11 protein-coding genes and 6 pseudogenes are annotated in these 18,555 nt (G+C 72.8%); 8 read left to right on the top strand and 9 right to left on the bottom strand.

Annotated features, from left to right (window positions below):
* Window positions 1-767: 767 nt before the first annotated feature.
* Together GTY84_RS30820 and GTY84_RS34385 are read left to right on the top strand one after the other, a co-directional pair.
* Window positions 768-2,402, top strand: a complete 1,635-nt coding sequence (locus GTY84_RS30820) for an SWIM zinc finger family protein (protein ID WP_345943581.1) — start codon at window positions 768-770, stop codon at window positions 2,400-2,402.
* A gap of 269 nt (window positions 2,403-2,671) precedes the next feature.
* A pseudogene (locus GTY84_RS34385) lies at window positions 2,672-2,815 on the top strand (IS5/IS1182 family transposase); the annotation flags it as partial.
* 785 nt (window positions 2,816-3,600) lie between these two features.
* Here GTY84_RS34385 and GTY84_RS35085 read toward each other — a convergent pair.
* Together GTY84_RS35085 and GTY84_RS34390 are read right to left on the bottom strand one after the other, a co-directional pair.
* Window positions 3,601-3,744: pseudogene (locus GTY84_RS35085) on the bottom strand (transposase); the annotation flags it as partial.
* Window positions 3,744-3,916, bottom strand: a pseudogene (locus GTY84_RS34390) (transposase); the annotation flags it as partial. The pseudogenes GTY84_RS35085 and GTY84_RS34390, both read right to left, overlap by 1 nt.
* A 92-nt stretch (window positions 3,917-4,008) precedes the next feature.
* Here GTY84_RS34390 and GTY84_RS30835 point away from each other — a divergent pair.
* Window positions 4,009-4,296, top strand: a complete 288-nt coding sequence (locus GTY84_RS30835; RefSeq protein ID WP_161229696.1) for a hypothetical protein — start codon at window positions 4,009-4,011, stop codon at window positions 4,294-4,296.
* Between the two features lie 137 nt (window positions 4,297-4,433).
* Here GTY84_RS30835 and GTY84_RS30840 read toward each other — a convergent pair whose 3' ends face one another.
* Complete coding sequence (locus tag GTY84_RS30840; protein WP_161229697.1) at window positions 4,434-4,634, bottom strand: hypothetical protein; 201 nt, start codon at window positions 4,632-4,634, stop codon at window positions 4,434-4,436.
* A 110-nt stretch (window positions 4,635-4,744) separates the two neighbouring features.
* Here GTY84_RS30840 and GTY84_RS30845 point away from each other — a divergent pair.
* From GTY84_RS30845 to GTY84_RS30855, 3 genes and pseudogenes are all read left to right on the top strand, one after another.
* A pseudogene (locus GTY84_RS30845) lies at window positions 4,745-5,516 on the top strand (transposase).
* 370 nt (window positions 5,517-5,886) lie between these two features.
* Window positions 5,887-6,213: a hypothetical protein gene (locus GTY84_RS30850; RefSeq protein ID WP_161229698.1), complete on the top strand. Its 327-nt coding sequence runs from the start codon at window positions 5,887-5,889 to the stop codon at window positions 6,211-6,213.
* Window positions 6,214-6,232: 19 nt separating this feature from the next.
* Window positions 6,233-7,093, top strand: a pseudogene (locus GTY84_RS30855) (IS5 family transposase).
* A 136-nt stretch (window positions 7,094-7,229) separates the two neighbouring features.
* Here GTY84_RS30855 and GTY84_RS30860 read toward each other — a convergent pair.
* The 3 genes and pseudogenes from GTY84_RS30860 to GTY84_RS30870 form a co-directional block, all read right to left on the bottom strand.
* Entirely contained in the window at window positions 7,230-8,453 is a 1,224-nt protein-coding gene (locus tag GTY84_RS30860; protein WP_161229699.1) for a serine hydrolase domain-containing protein, read from the bottom strand.
* 497 nt (window positions 8,454-8,950) lie between these two features.
* A pseudogene (locus GTY84_RS30865) lies at window positions 8,951-9,785 on the bottom strand (IS5 family transposase).
* Between the two features lie 193 nt (window positions 9,786-9,978).
* Window positions 9,979-11,625 (bottom strand): NAD(P)/FAD-dependent oxidoreductase, encoded by a 1,647-nt coding sequence (locus tag GTY84_RS30870; protein ID WP_161229700.1) that lies wholly within the window; start codon window positions 11,623-11,625, stop codon window positions 9,979-9,981.
* 902 nt (window positions 11,626-12,527) lie between these two features.
* Here GTY84_RS30870 and GTY84_RS30875 point away from each other — a divergent pair.
* Window positions 12,528-13,097, top strand: coding sequence for a hypothetical protein (locus GTY84_RS30875; protein WP_202552280.1), 570 nt, complete (start codon window positions 12,528-12,530; stop codon window positions 13,095-13,097).
* A 252-nt stretch (window positions 13,098-13,349) separates the two neighbouring features.
* Here GTY84_RS30875 and GTY84_RS30880 read toward each other — a convergent pair whose 3' ends face one another.
* Window positions 13,350-13,739 (bottom strand): DUF302 domain-containing protein, encoded by a 390-nt coding sequence (locus GTY84_RS30880; protein ID WP_161229701.1) that lies wholly within the window; start codon window positions 13,737-13,739, stop codon window positions 13,350-13,352.
* Between the two features lie 328 nt (window positions 13,740-14,067).
* Entirely contained in the window at window positions 14,068-14,649 is a 582-nt protein-coding gene (locus GTY84_RS30885) for a TetR/AcrR family transcriptional regulator (protein ID WP_161229702.1), read from the bottom strand.
* A gap of 169 nt (window positions 14,650-14,818) precedes the next feature.
* Here GTY84_RS30885 and GTY84_RS30890 point away from each other — a divergent pair, with 169 nt between their 5' ends.
* Window positions 14,819-17,371, top strand: a complete 2,553-nt coding sequence (locus tag GTY84_RS30890) for an MMPL family transporter (protein WP_237532817.1) — start codon at window positions 14,819-14,821, stop codon at window positions 17,369-17,371.
* Window positions 17,372-17,630: 259 nt separating this feature from the next.
* Here GTY84_RS30890 and GTY84_RS30895 read toward each other — a convergent pair whose 3' ends face one another.
* Complete coding sequence (locus tag GTY84_RS30895; RefSeq protein ID WP_161229704.1) at window positions 17,631-18,548, bottom strand: siderophore-interacting protein; 918 nt, start codon at window positions 18,546-18,548, stop codon at window positions 17,631-17,633.
* Window positions 18,549-18,555 lie beyond the last annotated feature (7 nt).

The raw sequence follows: 18,555 nt of genomic DNA on the forward strand, positions 1-18,555 counted from the left end.
TGCTCAAGGGGGCTGGTTCGAAGCGAGCAGAAGATCCGGGACCGGCCGCGGCCGGCCGGCCCGCGCCGGACGACGCAGCAGTGCTGCGCCGGGCGGACGGTCCACGGCTTCTCGACGGGCCCGGGTCGGAGCCTGCTTCCGGCTCAGGCTCCGGCTCCGGGGAACGGGGCGCGGGGGGTTCCGGGCGGAGGCGGGAGCCCCGGCCCGGGCCAGGGGAGGCGTCCGGCGGCGACCAGGGGGCCGGATCCGAGCCGGTGTCTCCTGTCTCCGAGTCCGGCTTCGTGCACCGGGCCGAGGACCGGACCGGCGACGAGTCCGGGGTTGTGTCCGGGGGCGCACACGGGTCGGGTTCTGGACGCAGGTCTTCCGGCTCCGAGCCCGGGTGCGGAACCAGGGCCAGGAGCGGGGCAGGAGCTGAGTCCGGACCAGGTCCCGGGGGCGGGCCCGGCGGTGACGACCGATCTGCCTCCGGGCTCGGATCTCCTCACTCCGAGCCCGGCTTCGCGTCCCGGGAGAAGCGCCGGACCGGCGACGAGTCCGGGGCTGCGTCCGGGGGCGATCACGCCTCCGGTTCCGATCCCGGGCCTTCCGGTTCCGAGCCCGGGTTCCCGTTGTGGGCCGGGGGCCGGACCGAGGCTGGGAGCGGGTCGGAGTTTGGGGTTGAGCCCGGTTCCGACGAGCATGGGGCTGGTTCCGAGCCCGGGGGCTCGCCCTGGGACGAGGGCGGGCCCGGCGACGACCCCGGACCGGAGTCCGCAGCCGAACCCGTGGGCGGACACGGGTCCGAAACCGAGCCGAAGCCGGCGGCCCGGAGGCCGGGGCCGAGGCATGATCCAGCGGCCGGAGCCGGAGCCGGAGCCGGAGCCGGGGCTCAGGCCGGGGCCGCGTACCGGTCCCGCCTCCGGGCGTCCGGCGTCGCAGATCCCGGAACCCGCCGCCCGCACGAGGCGTCCCGGGCGGCCGATCCCGCGCCCCGGCCCGAGTCCTTGGTGGCCGATGCCGCCTCCCGGCCCGAGCCCCGTGCGGCTGGTACGGCGTCCGCGACCCGGTCCCGTGCCGCCGGTGGAGCGGCCCCGCCCCGCGCGGAGGAGCCGACCGCACCGGCGGCCCCCCGCGCGCCCCGTTCCATGGCGGCCCCGGACCGGGACGGCGACCTGCGCCGCACCTTCCCCGCCTTCCCGCCCCGTGAGGCGGCGGGGGAGGAGGGCTTCGCCGCGACGTGGTGGGGCGCGGCGTGGGTGCGGGCGCTGGAGGACGGCGCGCTCGACCCCCAGCGGCTCGCTCGGGGCCGGGGATACGCCGAGCGGGGACACGTCGACGCCATCACGGTGACCCCCGGCCACGTCCTGGCGTACGTCCAGGGCGCCCGGCCCCGCCCGTACCGCGTCCAGGTCCGGCTGCGGACGCTCGACGACACCGACTGGGACCGGTTCCTGGACGCCGCCACCGAGCGGCCGGGCCATATCGCCGCCCTGCTCGACAAGGAGCTGCCGCACTCCCTCGCCGACTGCGGGGTCCCGCTCCTCCCCGGCCCCGGCGACCTCGCCCCGCAGTGCAACTGCCCCGACTCCGGCCACCCCTGCAAGCACGCCGCCGCCCTCTGCTACCAGACGGCACGCCTCCTCGACGCCGACCCGTTCGTCCTGCTGCTACTGCGCGGCCGGGGCGAGCGCGGGCTGCTCGACACCCTGTCCCGCCGCAGTGCCGCCCGCGCCGCACGGGACGCGTCGGACAGGTCGGCGCGACCGCCCGGCGTCCGGGCCGCCGACGCGCTGGCCGGGCGTCCGCTCGCGCCGCTGCCGCCCCCGCTGCCCGCGCCTCCGCACCCCGAGCAGCCGCCCGCCTTCCCGGCGTCCCCGGACGGCCCGGACCCGTTCGCGCTGGACCAGTTGGCCACGGACGCCGCCGCCCGCGCGCACGCGCTGTTGACCACGGGCCGCGACCCGGTAGGCGGGCTGACGTTGTGGCAGGACGCCGTCCGCCTCGCCGCCGCCCGCCCCGGGTCGGGGCTCACGGCGGGCAGCCGCGCGCTCTACGCCGACCTGGCCCGCGCCACCGGCCGCGGCACCCCTGAGCTGGCCCGCGCGGTGGCCGCCTGGCGGCAGGGCGGCCCGGACGGCCTCACCACCCTGGAGGACCCCTGGGACCCCCCGGCCGGCCGTTTCGACCGTGCCCGCCCCCTGCTGCTCGCCGCCGGGCACCCCGTCTTCCGCCCCTGGCGCAACCACCTCACCCATCCCCGGGGCCACCTCCAGCTCCGCCTGGGCCGCACGGGCCTGTGGTACGCCTACGAGTCCGAGCCGGGCCGCGACGACTGGTGGCCCAGGGGCGCTCCCGACCTCGACCCGGCCGACGCCCTGACCGGCCCCGGCGGCCCGGCCGAGTACCCCGGGGATACCTGACCCGGGAGCGCGCCGACGTGCAGCGGGCGAGCGCCACCGCGCAGGGCCCGGCGGAAAGCCGCCTTGCGGATGGGGAGGGCCGGTACTGGGGTCCGTCTTCGAAGACCATCAGATGGTGGATCGTGGTGGCTGTACTACGCCGCCATGAACTCACCGACCAGGAAAGGCAGTTGCATGCCCAGCTGACACTCGACGGCGTGTTCACCCGGCCCCTGCGGCAGATCCAGACCCGCTCGGACGCAGCCGGGGACATCGACCGGCTCGTCCAGATCGACTCCACCATCGTCCGCGCCCACCGGCACGCCGCCGCCATCGGCCGAAATGGGGGGCTCCGCCGACCGGACGAACCGGAGGATCACGCCCTCGGCCGATCCTGCGGAGGACCGACCACAAGGATCCGCCTCGCCTGCGACGGCAAGGGCCGCCCCCCTCGCCGTACTGGTGACCCTGGGGCAGCGGCACGACAGCATCTGCGTCGAACGCTGCTTCAACCGGCTCAAAGGCTTCCGCGGCATCGCCACCCGATACGAGAAGACCGCCACCTCTTGCGAAGCGGCGGTCACACTCGCATCATTTCCGCTCCGGGCAAGATCCGTTTGGAGACAGACCCTGGTCGGAATTACAGGTACAGGGTGTATCCGGTACCGGACTTGTACGTTGACCCGACGGTGGAGCAGTAGGCGTAGCTCCAACTGTAGTTACTGGCTGAGGCTCCTTGGACCCATTGGCCGTTCTTGCATTGCGCCACAGCAATGTACGGGCCGCCGGAACAGGACACCCCGTATGTGGTGCCGTCCGTCCATGGCGACTTGCAGGCCAGAGCGCCTGCCGAGGCCGATCCGCTCGTCATGGCCACGCCCGAAACGGTCAAGGCGGCAACTCCGAATGCAGCAGCAAGTTTGCGCTTCAATTCTCCCCCTGACACTTACCGGTGAACCCGACCTTGCACTGGGGATGCTGCCTGAAACCCTGAGGAGATCACCAGGTCGCATCAAGCCAGAAGGAACCCCAATTAAGGGTCCGTCTCCAAAGATCAGCAGACGCGACAGCGTCGAACGCTGCTTCAACCGGCTCAAAGGCTTCCGCGGCGTCGCCACCCGATACGAGAAGACCGCCACCTCCTGCGAAGCGGCGGTCGCACTCGCATCGTCTCTGCTCTGGGCAAGATCCGTTTGAAGGCAGACCTCAAGCTTTTTCTTTATGGTCTGAGGCGATTTCGTTCGGTGGTGCTTTCGGGTCGTTTCATGTTCTTGCCCACGTCGTAGCGGGTGGCGGGCCGCCGGTTTTTCGATCCAAGTGGTCTTCCAGAGGCGGGAGTTGATGGTTTCGGTGCACGGGCCGGCCGGGGATGAACTGGTCCGAGGAGCGTCCGCTGCGGCCGTAGACGTGACCGAACAGACGGTCCGCGCTGGTCGGCGCGTTTGGGCGGGACCAGTTGCTGACGTCGAGCGCGAGGACAGGCGCCCGTCGGCGGCCTGCGGCATCGGCAGTCCCGCCAGCACCTGCCGCAGCCGCCTCCGCGTCCGGTGAACGCCCGGGTGAGCGGCCTGGTTCGAGACCCATTTCGACCTCGGACCATAGTGAAGAACAAGCCTATGATCGAGACGTGGATGGTGAGCTGAGGTTCCGCAAAGCACTGATGCAGGCCGACCGCGGTGATGGCGAGGCCGCGAAGGCTACCTTGCGTGACCTGGTGGACCACCTTGAGGCTTCTTCGCTGAAAGTGCGAACTCTGGCCGTTCTCGGTGACTTGCTGGCCTCTGACGGTGACCACACCGCGGCTCGACACGTACTACGCGAGGCCGTCGGTTTGGCCGAGTCACTGGACGAAGCCGATGACCTGGTGTGCTACGAGGTAAACCGGGCCCGCAACGTTTTGGAACGTCTCGCCTGACATACGGCACCTCACATGGAGAAGCCTCGACCACTTCGACACCGGTGGTTGGAGAACAAGCCAAGGGTTGCCCCGCAACTGCTACCGGCGGCTCGGCGGCCCGGCGGCTCGGCGGCCCGGCGGCCCGGCGGGACGGCCTATGGCCGGACGCACCGCGCCGACTGGCCGTACTTCATGCCGCTGGAGAAGAGCTGCCCATCGTGGTTACGCCCCATGAACTTGATGCCATTGGTGCGCCGCTCCACGAGGGTCAACTGGAGGCTCCGGGTGCCGCGCTTGGTCGAGAAATCGAGGAGATCGTCGGGCTGGAGGTCTTCGGCAAGGACATCAATCGTCATGGTGGGGAGCGTACGACTCGACCATGACACGGACCGGTGAGGGATGACTTCAGTCGCCCGGGAAGACCGGTCACAGGTGGGATGATCTTGGTGTGGCTGGTGTGGCTGGTGTGGCTGGTGTGATCGCGGCGTCGGAGCCGTCCTGGACAGTCCCCGTTCACCGGACTCGGCCCGCGCGCCTTCGGAAAGCTGGTAATGGTGCTGCGGCGTGGAGGTGCGGACATGGTCCGCAAGGGCCGGCCGTGGAGCCTTCCTCTCGGTGTCCGGGGCGTTGTTGGGCGCAGCGCACGCGCGCTCGAACCTGACCATGCGACAAGCTCGCCCCGTTGTTCGGGGTGTCGAAGTCGGTGGCGGATCGGATCACCGACCACCTCGGGCCGATGCTCGCTCTCCGGCCCCGCAAGCGGTTCGCGGAGGACGCCGTACTCATCGTGGACGGCACTCCGGTGCCCACCCGCGACCACACCATCGCCGAGCGGTCGAAGGACTGTTCGGTACTCCACCAACCACCAGGTCGTCATCGACGCCGGCATCCACCTGGTCGTCGTAGTCGGCCGGCCGCTCGCCGGCAACCGCAAGGACCGCAAAGCGTGGGAGGAATCCGGTGCCAGGGCCGCCGTCGGCAACATCGTCACGATTGCCGACGGCTGCCCGGGCACCGGACTCGTCACCCCCGCCGCCGGCAGTGCGGCCAGACCGAACTCCCGGACTGGAAAGAGGAACACGACAAGTCCCACAAACAGGTCCGCGCCCGCGTCGAGCACGTCTTCGCCCGCGTGAAGACCTGGAAGATCCTCCGCGACAGCCACCTCAAAGGCGACGGCATCCACCACGCCATGCTCGGCATCGTCCCGGAAGCACAACCTCACCCTCGCCGGATAGGTGCGTGGACCACCGGCGACCGACCATGCCGAGATGGCTCGGAGATCATTTACGGGACAGCCCTGGTGAACCCAGCCAGCGATCCGCACAACCGATGCCCCTGGAGGCGTGATTGACGGGCCGTCCGGGGTGCCGTCATCCGGATCCACCGGTTCGCCCCCGTGGAGAATTGGTCTGAACCAAATTCCGGCACGGGTCTTGCCGAGCCCCGCGCGATTGGGCGAGATTTAAGCGGCGATCAACCACTCGCATGCCGGGTTCGTCGTAGCTTGTAGTGCTTCGGCCTGTCGTGCACGCGATGGGAGATCGGTTCCACGCTCCACACGCACCTGCTTTTCGGCCATGCGTAGTCAACGGACCAAGGAGCCCCATGTTCACGAAGTCCCCGTCCAGGAAGCGCAGTGTGATCGGTGCCGCGGCCGTCGCGGCGGCCGCGGCGGGCATGATGCTGGCGACCGCCCCCGCCGCCCAGGCGGCGCCGGGCAACTGCACCATCTCCTCGGGCAGCAGTCTCTCCAGCCTCTGCACCACCGGAACCGGCCAGCACCGCATCCACGCCGTGCTGAACCCCCTCGACCCGAGACTTCCGCAGCGCATCGTCCTCGGCAACTGGGCCCCGGTCGGCCAGCCTTCGGTCGCCTCCAACCCATGGGGATCGGGCTACGTCGCCAGCGTCTGGGTGGACCGCATCGACTAGGCAGTTTCGCTTGGATCAGTTGGTCGTTGGTCCGGGTGTGCCGTTGACTGATGCGCAGTGGGCGCGGATCGACCCGTTGCTCCCGGACCGGACGCCGAAGCGGGGTGGCCGCTGGCGGGACCATCGTGAGGTGATCGACGCGATCGCCTTCAAGTTCCAGACCGGTACCCAGTGGGTGCACCTGCCGGAGGGGTACGGCAACTGACGAGGTCTCTGCAGCTGGCTGCGGACGTGGGCCGTCGACGCCACGTGGGAGCGGGTGTTCACTGCCCTGGCGGCTCAGGCCGACGCGGACGAGGACCTCGGCTGGGCCGTCTCTGTCGACTCCACGATCGTGCGGACCCACCAGCACGCGGCCGGGGCCCGTAAAATGGGGCCCGGCCGACGAATCCGGCGACCACGCCATCGGCCGCTCCCGCGGCGGACTGGCCACAAAGATCCATCTCGCGGCCGACGGCGATGCCGGCCCCCGCGTTCGTCCTCACCGCCGGTCAGGCCGGTGATGCACCCGCCTTCACCGATGTCATGGCCCGCCGCCTGCGCGTTCCCCGCCGGCGAGGCCGACCCCGCACCAGGCCGGACCTGGTCCTGGCCGACAAGGCGTACTCCTCCCGCGCGATCCGCGAGCACTTGCGCAAGCGCGGCATCCGGGCAGTGATCCCCGTCCCCGCGGACCAGCGCGGGCACCGGCTGCGTCGGGGCAGCCGCGGCGGCAGGCCACCTGCCTTCGACCGCGAGACCTACGAGCAGCGCAACACCGTCGAACGGTGCATCAACCGTCTGAATCAGTGGCGGGGCATCTCCACCCGCTACGAGAAGACCGCCACCATCTACCTGGCCGGTCCACATCGCGGGCATCTTCCTCTGGTCCGCCCGATGATCCAAACGAAACTGCCTAGCAGCCAGAAGCTCTGCTGCGTCTCCGCCGCGGCAGCTCAACGCCAGCAGGCAGAAGCGGTTTCCTGCCCCGAGACGTCGGCCGCCCGGGTCGGAGGCTTCGGCGGCATCATCCGGGATCAGCCGAGGAAGGCCGGGAGGGCGAAGCGGCGGGCCAGCTTTTCGCCGTCGTCTTTCGCACTTTCGGCGTTCAGTGAGTAGACGACCGTGCGTGACAGCTGACGGTCGCCCGCGATGACCGTGTGGTAACCGGGGCGGGAGCCTGTCTTCGCCCAGATGATGGTGCCGCCGCCGAGGGCGAGACGCTGGAAGCCCATGCCGAACTGGCGGTCGCCGTCGTACGCGACCTGGCCCGCGGGCAGGCTGAGCATGGCGTCCAGGAGCGGGGCGGGCAGCAGGGCGCCGGAGAAGAGCCCGGTCAGCAGACGTTCCAGGTCGGCGGTGGTCGAGATCATGTCGCCGGCTGCGCGGCGGTCCACCATGTTCCACTCCGTCACGTCGACGCGGTGGCCGTCGACCTGTGCGTACGCTCGGTTGTGGACGCCGTGCACGAACGGGTCGCCGGGGCTGGGGAAGCCGGTGTCCCGCATGCCCAGGGGGCGCAGTACGCGGATCTGCGCCTGGTGGGCGTACGTGTCCTTGGCAACGCTCTCGATGAGGAGGCCCAGGACCGTGTAGTGGATGTTGGCGTAGCGCTGGACCGTGCCGGGGGCCGACAGGGAGCCGCCGGCCAGGGAGGCCGCCACGACCTGGCGGGGGGTGAGGGTGCGGAAGCGGTTGGCGTACAGCTCCTCGTCGGTCTCGCCGAGGCTCGCACCGTCGCGCAGGCCGCTGGTGTAGTCGAGGAGCTGGCGGACGGTGGGGATCCGGTCGGCGGGGAAGCCGGCGGGGAAGAGGCCGGGCAGGTAGCGGTCGGCGCGGGCGTCGAGTGCGACCTTGCCGTCCGCGACCAGGCTGAGGACAGTGGCGGCTGTGACGATCTTGGTGACGGAGCCGGCACGGAAGCGGGCGTCGGGCCGCGCGGGGGCCTGGGTGACGCGGTCGCGGATGCCGGCCGAGCCGGCCCAGGTCTCGGTGCCGCCGACCCTGATGAGGGCGGCCGAGACGTCGTCGTCCGGTACCCCTTCCAGGGCCTGCTGGAGCGCCTGGACGCCGGAGCTGGGGGTGGGGGCACCGGCGGCCGTGACGTGGGTGGGGGGTGTCGGGGCGGCGGCCAGCGCGGTCCCGCTGAGCGGGGTGAGGGTGGCGGCGACGAGGAGGGCGGCAATGGCGATGCGGCGGCCGGCTTCACGGGGTGACTCCTGAGAGGTGGGGTGTCGTGCGCCGTTCGGGACGGGGACCATCCTCGTGAACGGGGCCGCTCTGGCGGATCGTCTGCCCGGGGGAGAGCACACCCCGAGATCCGTGCGGGAGCCAGCCGCGGAACCCCTACGGGACAGAGGGGAGTGTGGCAGGGTTGCCCGGCTTGATACCCGGGATCTCCCGACGCAGCGGACCATGGCTGCGTTCAGCGTCGTCACGACCGTACCCGATCCGGAGTTGTGCGAGGACTTGAGCTCCTGGAGGACCGCGCCGGCACGCCCTGGCCAACGTCGCGGTGACCTGGATCGACCACCCCCAGATGCCCGCCGACCTTCGCGACATCCTCGCCGACGCCCGGCCCGTGCCCGTCGGCGCGTGGCGTCACGATGTCCGGGCGGGAAGCGTGACGGTCCCCGCCCGGACAACCCGGCACGCTACTTGTCGGCTCGATCCGCGCCCACTGCGCATCAGTCAACGGCACACCCGGACCAACGACCAACTGATCCAAACGAAGCTGCCTAGGTTCTGTCGTCAAATGTCACGCCCGCATCAGGAGTGATGCGAGCGTGACGGCTGCTTCGTAGGACTCGGCGGTCTTGTCGTACCGGGTGGCGATGCCGCGCCACTGCTTCAAGCGGTTGAAGCACCGTTCTACGACGTTGCGGTGCTTGTAGACCTCGCGGTCGAAGGCCGGCGGGCGGCCGCCTCGGCGGCCGCGTCGGGACCGGTTGCGGACCTGGTCGGCCCGCTCGGGAATCGTGTGGGCGATGCCGCGGCGGCGGAGCCAGGTGCGGATCGCCTTCGAGCTGTAGCCCTTGTCGCCCAGGACGTGGTCGGGCCGGACCCGGGGCCGCCCGGGTCCGATCCGGGGCACCCGGATCGCCTCCATCACGGCGGTGAACCGGGTGCAGTCGTTGGTGTTGCCGCCCGTCACGACGAAAGCGAGCGGACGGCCCCGCCCGTCCCGTCGCAGGCCAGGTGGATCTTGCTGGTCAGACCGCCTCGGGGCCGACCGAGGGCCGGGTTGGGGAGCCCCCTTTTCGGGCCCCGGCCGCGTGCTGGTGCGCGCGGACGACCGTGGAGTCGACCGACACCAGCCACTCGACGTCGCCGGCCGCGTCCGCTTTCGCCTGGGCGGCCCGCAGCATCCGGTCGAACGTGCCGTCCGCCGCCCACCTGCGAAATCGCGTGTGCAGCGTGGCCCACGGCCCGTACCGCTCGGGCACGTCCCGCCAGGCCGTCCCGGTGCGGAACTTCCACACGATCCCGTTCAGGACCCTGCGGTCGTCCAGCCGCTTGCGTCCCCGCAACGACTCGGGCAGCAGCGGCCGGACGAACTCCCACTCGGCATCAGACAGTTCATGGCGACGTATCACGACACCATGATCCACCAGGCAAGATCATTTGAAGACACCGCCTGGCCGCGCCGGGCCCCGGAGAACCTGGGCGAGAGCCGGGTCGGCCCCCTTCCCGGGGGCCGGCGCGGCTCGTGCGGCGGGGCGGGCCCGGGCGGCCACGCGCCGGGCGGTGCTCCCCGCCCGGCGCGCACGGTGGCGCACGGGAGGTCTACTCGATGCGGAATCCCGGGTATCCGGCCGCCGCGACGTCCGCGCACTTGCGGCGGTAGGCCCCGGCCCCGCCGGTGTAGGAGAGCATGCGGCGGGGCTTGCCGGGGATGTTGGCCCCCATGTACCAGGACGCCGTGCGGGTGAGCAGCATGGCGTTCGCCGTCTCCTCGTGGTGGTCTACCCATGCCTGCTCGGCTTCCGCGGTGGGTTCGATGAGCGAGGCCCCGGTGCCGCGCAGATGGCCGATGGCGTCCGAGATCCACTCCGTCTGCTGCTGGAGACAGGTCGTCATGTTGCACAGCGCCGCGGCCGGGGCGAGGGGCGCCCCGGCGGTGAGGAGGTTCGGGTAGCCGTGGACGGCGAGCCCCATCGTCGTACGGATGTCGTGGCCCCATTCCTCCCGCAGGCTGCGCCCGTCCCGTCCGCGCAGGTCGATGCGGGTCAGGGCGCCGGTGCCGGCGTCGAACCCGATGGCCATGATGATCACGTCGACGTCGTGCACCGATCCGTCGGCCAGTTCGATCCCCTCGGGGACGAAGCGGGTGATGGGGTTGTCGGCCACGCCCACGAGTTCCACGTTGTCGCGGTGGTAGGTCTCCAGGTAGCCGTTCTCCAGGGGGACCCTGCGCTCGCCGAATCCGTAGTCCCCGGGCACCAGCAGGTCGATCAGCCGCTCGTCCCGCAGGCGTCCGCGCATCTTCTCGCGGACGAACTCCGAGACCTCCTCGTTGACGTCGGCCTCGAAGAAGGTCTCGCCGAATCCCGCCAGCCAGAGCTTGAGGGACCCGTCCTGGTAGACCTCCTCCAGGATGTCCCGCCGCTGCCGAGGGGTGCACTCGGCCCAGGTGTGGGTGAAGTCGTACTCGAAGCCGGTGAAGGTCTCGGGCAGCGTGCCGCGCAGTTCCTCGAAGCGGTCCTTGTACGCCGCCACCTCGGACGGGCCGTAGGAGGGGTTCTTCATGGGCAGGACGTACTGCGGGGTGCGGGCGAAGACGGTGAGCCGGTCCACCTGGTCGGCGATGGTCTGGACGACCTGGATGCCCGTCGCTCCGGTGCCGATCACCGCGACCTTCCTGCCCCGCAGTTCCACCCCCTCGCGCGGCCAGCGCGCGGTGTGCACGACGGGACCGTGGAAGGTCTCCTGCCCCGGGAACCAGTCGTCGAGCGGTGCGGAGAGCATGCCCGCGCAGCTCACCAGGAACTGGGTGTCGACCGTGTCGCCCCGGTCGGTGCGCACGGTCCAGCGGCCCCGGTCCTCGTCGAAGTGGGCGCTGGTCACGGTGGTGGAGAGGGATATGTGGGGGCGCAGGTCCAAGGTGTCGGCGACATAGTGCATCCACCGCTCGACCTCGCCCTGGTCGGGGAACCGCCTGCTCCAACTCCAGTCCTTGTAGAGGGATTCGGAGAACAGGTACTGGTAGATGTACGCCTCGCTGTCGAAGCGCGCCCCGGGGTACCGGTTCCAACACCAGGTCCCGCCGACGTCGTCGGCGCTGTCGAAGGCCCTGACCCGCAGCCCCTGTCGGCGGAGCTGGTGCAGTTGGTACAGGCCGGCCACACCGGCGCCGACGACGACGGCGTCCAGCTCGACGGGTTGCCCGTCCTCGGCGGGTGCGGCGGTGGAAGGACTCTGCGCGTGCTTCATGTCGACCTCCGGGAGAGTGCTGCGGGAGAGATGGGGAGGGGAAGACGGACGGAACCGGCGATGTGACGACCTGTCAGTTGCGTAGGTGACGCCGCGGTGTCCCGCGGGTGCCGGTCCGGACGGACGGGGCGGGCGGTCTCCACGGGTGATCCGTGGCCGCGGGGATGGCGGGGTTCCTGGAATGACCCGCCGGGAAGGGGAGTTCCCCCGGGGACGCCACCCCGGGCCGCGTCCGTCCGCGCGGTCCGCGGAGGGCCGGGGCGGGGGAGACGGGGCAGGTTCCAGGGGTGGGAAGCGCCGGAGTCCTGCCGGAGAGCGGCGTCGAGCGGGCCCCCGGCGCCGAGGAGGCGGATGGCGGACCCTCGGCGGGCGGACGTCCTCCGGGCGGACGCCGCCGCGCGGTGAACCCCGGATCCGGGGCTCGCCGGAGGGTCCGCGGACTCAACGGGGCGGCGCTCGCCGAGGGCGAGTCGGTACAGCCGGGTGCGGTCGGCGCCGGAACCTCCGGAGCGCGGCGGATTCGTACCAATAGGACCCCTGTTGTTCACCTGCTGGAGTGCGGCACGTGCCGACCAGGGACATTCGGCTACAGCCGACGGCCGTTGTCGAGACGACGTCCGGCCAAGGGTGATGTGTCCGAATCACCGCGCGGCCGGTTCGACGGAGGGGCGGATTCGGGCCGCTCCGCAGCACCGGCGGACGGAGTGCGGGCACGGCGCGGACCGGGCGGACCGGGCCCGACGCCTCCCGGGCGGGCCCCGTTCCGGCGGGCCGTCACGAAGCGCCGGCCGTTCGGAGCCGGGTGCCCCGCCGCCGGATCTGCTCCCGTCGGGGCGTCCGGATCCGGGAGACCGGCCGATATCCCCTCGCGCGGGACCGGTGCGGGCGGGCACCCTGCTCCCATGGACCAGGCGGAAGTGGATCAGGCGGAGGTGCTCCTCATCGGCGGCCGGGCCGGGGCCGGCAAGACGACCGTGGGATGGGAGGTCTCCGCGCTGCTGCGGGCCGCGGCGGTCGCTCACGCGGTCGTCGACGGCGACTTCATGGGCCAGGTGCATCCGGCGCCGGAGGGGGACCCGGACCGCTCGGAACTCACCGAGTGCAATCTCACCGCGGTCTGGGGCAACTTCGCGCGGCGCGGCCACCGTCGGCTGGTCTACACGAACACGCTCAGCGTGCTGCCCGAGACGGCCGGCATGTTCCGGCGGGCCATGGGAGCGGAGGTGCGTGTCGTGCGCGTCCTCCTCACCGCGTCCGACGCGACCGTCCACGAGCGGCTGACGCGCCGCGAACTCGGCTCGGAGCTGGAAGCGGAACTGGAGGGCAGCGCCCGCAAGGCGCGGCTGCTGGACCGGCGCGTTCCCGAGGGGACGGTGCGGGTGGCGACGGACGGGAGGGCCGTCGCCGACATCGCGCGCGAGGTCGTGGCCGCCACCGGATGGGCCGGGCGGTGTCCCACCCCTGGGCCCTGACCCGCCTCCGTATGCCGCTCCAGGGGCGAGTCTCCGTCGTCGGGCACCGGCGTGCGCGGACCGGGGCCCTTCCGGCGGCCGTGGGGCGCGTCGGGGAGTCCGCCCGTCGGCGGGGGAGCAACGCGGCGGTGACGGGGCGGCACCCGGCGCCCCACGACGGGCGGGGTGGCGACCGACGGGGCGGCGAGGCGGCCCGGAGGCACCGGCGGAAGGCTGACGCCCGGATCCGTGCCCCGTACCGGCCTTCCGGGCTCAGCCCGTCAGTGAGGCCAGGGCCCTGGTCAGCCGCTCGGCGGCCTCGCCCGCGACCGGGTCCAGCTCCGCGCGTCCGGTGACCTGGACCAGCAGGGCCGGGTCCATCGCCTCCACGACGACGCCCTCGGGCACGGCGCGCACCGTGACGTTGCAGGGCAGGAGGAGCCCGATCTGCCGCTCGACGCCCAGCGCGCGGTGGGCCAGGGCGGGATTGCAGGCGCCGAGGATGAGGTAGTCCTCCATCTCCTCGCCGAGCTTCTCCTTCATCGTGGCCCGCACGTCGATCTCGGTCAGGACGCCGAAGCCCTCCTCGGCGAGCGCCGCGCGGACCCTCTCCACCGTCTCCGTGAACGGGGTGTCGAGCGTGACGGTGATCCCGAACTCCATGTCTGCACTCCAGGTCGAACGATCGTGGACGTCGTGCGTCCGGACGGCACCGACGCCGGTCGGCGCACGGCGGACACCATGGGCAACATACCCCGGCGGGTATCTGTTCCCGAGGATGCCGCGCCGGGCCCGCCCGCTTGATCGGCACCGGCGGCCCCGCCGTCGCGGCGGACCCCGCGGCGGGGCGGACCCCGCGGCGGGGCGGACCCCGCGGCGGGGCGGACCCCGCGGCGGGGCGGACCCCGCGGCGGGGCGGGCCGCGCGGGATCACGGGGCCGGTGCCGCCCGCCGCTCTCGTCCGACGGCCGGCGCCACGCGCTCCCGGAGGTCAGCGGTCGTGCGCCAGCAGCCGGTGCACGGCCTCCGTCGCGAAGTCGGACACGGTGTCCAGCCCGTCGCCCTGGTCGATCCTGCGGATGCAGGCGTCGACGACGGCCTGGAGCACGGCGACGGTCAGCTCCGGCTGGGGCCGCCCCAGGTCGGTGACGATCCGGGCGAGGATCTCGTGCAGGGAGGTGTGCAGCTCCCGCACGCGTTCCCGCGCCGACGGGGAGAGCGTGGCCCGGGAGAGGGAGGCGCGCCAGCCGTGGGTGCCGCGCGCGGCCTGCTCCAGGTTGGCCCTGACGTAGCCGGCCGCCCGCTCCTGCGGCGAGGTCCCGGCCGCGGCGGCGCGCTCCACGGCCTCGATCCAGACGGGGAACTCGCGGGTCACGACGAGTTCGAGCAGGTCCTCGATGGAGTCGAAGTAGCGGTAGATGCTGTTGCGGGCCATCCCGGCCCGCGCGGCGACCGCGCCCGCGGTGAGGCCCTCCACGCCGTCTTCCCTCAGCACGGCCTCCGCCGCGTCGATGAGCTGGGCGAGCCGCTGGGCCCGGTGCTCACGGACGCTGCCTGCCTCGATCCTGGGCATGCTCTCCGCTCCGCCTCCGACGCCATGTCGTCCCGGCCCAATCTATCCCCTGTCCGCGGGGCGTCCGGGACCCCGTGCTAGCTTGACCCGCACTTGGAGACACCCCTGTCTCCAACATCTGTCCGTCCTCTCCTGCCGAAGGTCACCGATGCCGCCGATCCCCTCCCGCATGCTCCGACGTCTCCTGGCGTCGAGGAGGAGCGCCGCCGCGGTGGTGGCCCTCTGGGTACTGGTCGCGGGCCTCCTCGCCGGACTCGCCCCCGCTCTGGACTCCGTCGAGGACAACGCCTCCGCCAACCTCCCGCCCGCCGCCTCGGACTCCATGAAGGCCCGCGACCTCATCCGGGCCGAGCTCCCGGGGCAGGACGTGACACCGGCGGTCATCGTGGTGCACGGGCGGGGCGAGCGGGCCGAGGCGGAGGCCGGCGCGGCCGTGGCACGCATCACCGGGGCCCTGTCGGGGCCCGGCCGGCCCGACCGGGTCGTCGAGGTCGTCTCCGCGGCGACCGCGCCCGGAGGCGGGGCGGACCTGGTCTCGCGGGACCGCCGGACCCAGATGATCATCGCCCCCCTGTCCGGAAGCCCCACGGACGAGTCCTTCCGGGAGGCCGTCGACGCGGTGCGGACCCTGGCGGCCGACCGCGCGGGACCGACCGAGGTCGCCGTGACCGGCCCCGCCGGGATCGCCGCGGACACCGTGAAGGTCTTCGGCGGCGGGGACAAGGTCCTGCTCCTGGGCACCGTCCTGCTCGTCCTGCTCACGCTCCTGGTCATCTACCGGTCGCCCCTGATGGCCCTCGTCCCGCTCCTCGCCGTCGGCGTGGCGATGCGCGTGTCGGAGGCGGCCGGGGCGCTCCTCGCGGACGCCGGGATCATCACGGTCAGCTCCCAGACCGCCTCGATCATGACCGTGCTGCTGTTCGGCGTGGGAACGGACTACGCGCTGATCATCACCGCCCGCTACCGCGAGGCGCTCCTCGACGAGCCGGACCGTCCGCGCGCGATGCGGACCGCGGTGCGCCGCACCGCCGAGTCCGTCCTCGCCAGCGCCTCCACCGTGGTGCTGGCCATGTTCGCCCTGCTGGCGGCCGTCTCCCCGGCGCTGCGCGGCTTCGGCCCCTACCTCGCCCTCGGCGTGGCGGTCATGGCGGCGGTCGCCTTCACCTTCGTCCCGGCCCTGATCCTCCTGCTGGGCGGGGGCGTCTTCTGGCCGGGCGGCGTGGACCGGGCCGCCGCCCGGGGCCGCGGCGCGGGACTCTGGCACCGGGTCGCCGCCCTGGTCGGCCGGGCGCCGGTACGCGTCGTCTCGGCCGTCCTCGTCCTGCTCGTGGTGATGAGCGCCGGCCTGCTCGGCTACCGGGAGAGCTACAACACCCTCAGCGGCTTCCGGACCGCCACCGAGTCCGCGCAGGGACAGCGGCTCATCCAGGCGCAGTTCGGGCCCGGCGAGACCGCACCGGCCACCGTCGTCGTCCGTTCCGGCGGCGACCTGCGCTCCGGGACCGCCGCCGGTGCCGTCGCCGACGCGCTGGCCGGCACCGACGACGTCGGCCGGGTCGGCGCACCGCGCTTCGGCGACGGGGGCAGGACCGCCTTCTACGACGTCGTCCTCGACCTCGACCCGTACGGCTCCGAGGCACTGGACACGGTCGACCCGCTCGGCCGGGCCGCGCGGACCGCCGCCCACGACGCGGGCGTGGCGGACGCCACGGTGCTCGTCGGCGGGGAGACGGCGCGGACCGCGGACATCCGCTCGGCCCTCGACCGCGACACCACCCTCGTGGCGCTCCTGATCCTCGCCGTCGTCACCGCGGTCCTCGGACTCCTGCTGCGCTCGCTCCTCGCCCCGCTCTACCTGGTCGCGACGCTCGTCCTGTCCTTCCTGGCCACCCTGGGCGCCACCACCTTCTTCACCCTGACCGTCCTCGGCGACGAGGGGATCGGCAACAGGGTCACCGCGTACATCTTCGTCTTCCTCGTCGCGCTCGGCGTCGACTACAACATCTTCATCATGAGCCGGTTCAAGCAGGAGCTGCGCACCCTGCCCCCGGCGCGGGCCATCGGCGCCGCCGTCACGCGCACCGGCGGCGTCGTCTCCTCCGCGGGGCTCATCCTCGCGGCGACGTTCGCCGTCCTCATGACCCAACCGATCCGCGAGCTCTTCCAGTTCGGCTTCGCCATGGCCTTCGGTATCCTCCTGGACACCTTCGTCATCCGGCCCCTCCTGGTCCCCGCCGTGGTCCGTCTCCTCGGCGACCGCGCCCTGTGGCCCACGCGCCCCGGGACACCGCCCCCGCCCGCCGACGCCGCTCCGCCCGCGTCGGACGCACCGGCTCCACCGGCCGCCGGACCCGCCGGGGCCACCGCCGTCGCCGTCGCCGTCGCCACCGGTGCCACCACCGGACTCCTGCTGCGCCTCTTCACCTGGGTCGCCGTCGTGGAGGCGTGCACCTGGGCGGGCCTGCTGGCCGGGATGTACGTCAAGTACGTCCCCGAAACCACCGAACTCGGCGTCCGGATCTTCGGCGCGCTCCACGGCGCCGCCTTCGTCGCCTACGTGCTCCTGACCGTCCTGGTGGCGGTCCGGCTCAAGTGGCGGCTGGGCCGGACGACGATCCTCGCCCTGCTGGCCGCCGTACCGCCCTTCATGACCGTGGCCTTCGAGGCGTGGGCCCGCCGCACCGGCCGCCTCCCGGGCCCGGCGGCCGCCCCGCCCCGATAGCCGGGCACGGGGCCGATGACGGATCGTGCCCGCCGGGGGCGTGCGGTGCCACCCCCGGAGCGGGCCGTCCCCCGGTGACGGGCCGTGCGCGGGTGCGCCACGGCACGGCCCGCCACCGGGAGGCCCCGGACCGGGAGACCCCTACCGGGAGGACCGCCGCGGTGCGGACCGCGGAGGTCCCGCCTCCGGGGCCGGGCCGTGTTCCGGGACGGTCCCGGAGGTCCCGCCACCGGGCAGGCGGAGGCCGGGGCCCGGCGCCTCAGAGCCCGGCCGCCTCGTACAGGCCGTCCATCTCGTCGGCGATCTCCTCGGGGTCGCGGCCCTCCGCGGTCCGCACCGCGCGCGCCTTCGACGCGAACTCCGGCCCGAGTTCCTCGTACCGCGCCCGCCAGGCCTCCGCGCGCTCCTGCCAGTACGCCACGCACTTGTAGTGGTGCGCCGGGAGCCCCCGCTCGTGCCGCAGGTAGCGCCGCACCGCGCGGTTCAGCCGCCCCTCGGTCGCGACCCACACATAGGTGTCGTGGCCCGGGGCCAGTTCGCGCAGGGCGTCGAGGAGGCGGCTCTCACCGACACCGTTGCCGCTGCCGTCCAGCCAGAGGTAGTCGACGCCCCCGACACCGGCGCGGACACGGTGGGCGGGGCCGCGGACCTCGACGAGGAGGGTGGTGCGCACCTCGTCGGCGGTCAGCTCCGCGAGCCGCAGCGCGGCGGGCAGCCCCGGTTCGTCGGCGACGAGGAGCTGCCGGGTGAGGGCGCCGGGCCGCTCGTAGAGGCCGCAGGGCGGATTGACGCCGACGGCGTCCCCCGGCCGGGCCCGCCGGGCCCAGGCCGCGGCCACCCCGCCGTCGTGCACGACGAAGTCCACGGTGAGCCGGCCGGGCGCGTGGTCGCGGACGGTGTAGACGCGCATGGCGGAGGGCTCCACGCCGTCGGGGTACTCCCATCCGCGCAGGGTGGTGATCCGCGGGAGGCGGACCTCGTCGCCGGGCCGGTCGGGGAAGAACATCCGGACGTACTCGTCGCCGGTCCCGGTGGTGGGGTAGTCGCGCAGATCGCTTCCGCCGAAGCGCACCCGCACCATCCCCGGTCCGGTCCGCTCCACGCCGGTCACCTCGGCGCGGTGGATGCGCGGGACGTAGTCCGCGGGCAGGCGGGCGGCTGGCGTGTCGTCGGCCATGCTGTCT

Source organism: Streptomyces sp. SID8352, from assembly GCF_009862265.1.
Taxonomy (GTDB): domain Bacteria; phylum Actinomycetota; class Actinomycetes; order Streptomycetales; family Streptomycetaceae; genus Streptomyces.

What these genes read in the sequence shown, in the direction of transcription:
- GTY84_RS30840 (WP_161229697.1), bottom strand. Translation starts at nt 4,634, where the DNA reads ATGACGATTGATGTCCTTGCCGAAGACCTCCAGCCCGACGATCTCCTC.
- GTY84_RS30850 (WP_161229698.1), top strand. Translation starts at nt 5,887, where the DNA reads ATGTTCACGAAGTCCCCGTCCAGGAAGCGCAGTGTGATCGGTGCCGCG.
- GTY84_RS30860 (WP_161229699.1), bottom strand. Translation starts at nt 8,453, where the DNA reads ATGGTCCCCGTCCCGAACGGCGCACGACACCCCACCTCTCAGGAGTCA.
- GTY84_RS30870 (WP_161229700.1), bottom strand. Translation starts at nt 11,625, where the DNA reads ATGAAGCACGCGCAGAGTCCTTCCACCGCCGCACCCGCCGAGGACGGG.
- GTY84_RS30875 (WP_202552280.1), top strand. Translation starts at nt 12,528, where the DNA reads ATGGACCAGGCGGAAGTGGATCAGGCGGAGGTGCTCCTCATCGGCGGC.
- GTY84_RS30880 (WP_161229701.1), bottom strand. Translation starts at nt 13,739, where the DNA reads ATGGAGTTCGGGATCACCGTCACGCTCGACACCCCGTTCACGGAGACG.
- GTY84_RS30885 (WP_161229702.1), bottom strand. Translation starts at nt 14,649, where the DNA reads ATGCCCAGGATCGAGGCAGGCAGCGTCCGTGAGCACCGGGCCCAGCGG.
- GTY84_RS30890 (WP_237532817.1), top strand. Translation starts at nt 14,819, where the DNA reads ATGCTCCGACGTCTCCTGGCGTCGAGGAGGAGCGCCGCCGCGGTGGTG.
- GTY84_RS30895 (WP_161229704.1), bottom strand. Translation starts at nt 18,548, where the DNA reads ATGGCCGACGACACGCCAGCCGCCCGCCTGCCCGCGGACTACGTCCCG.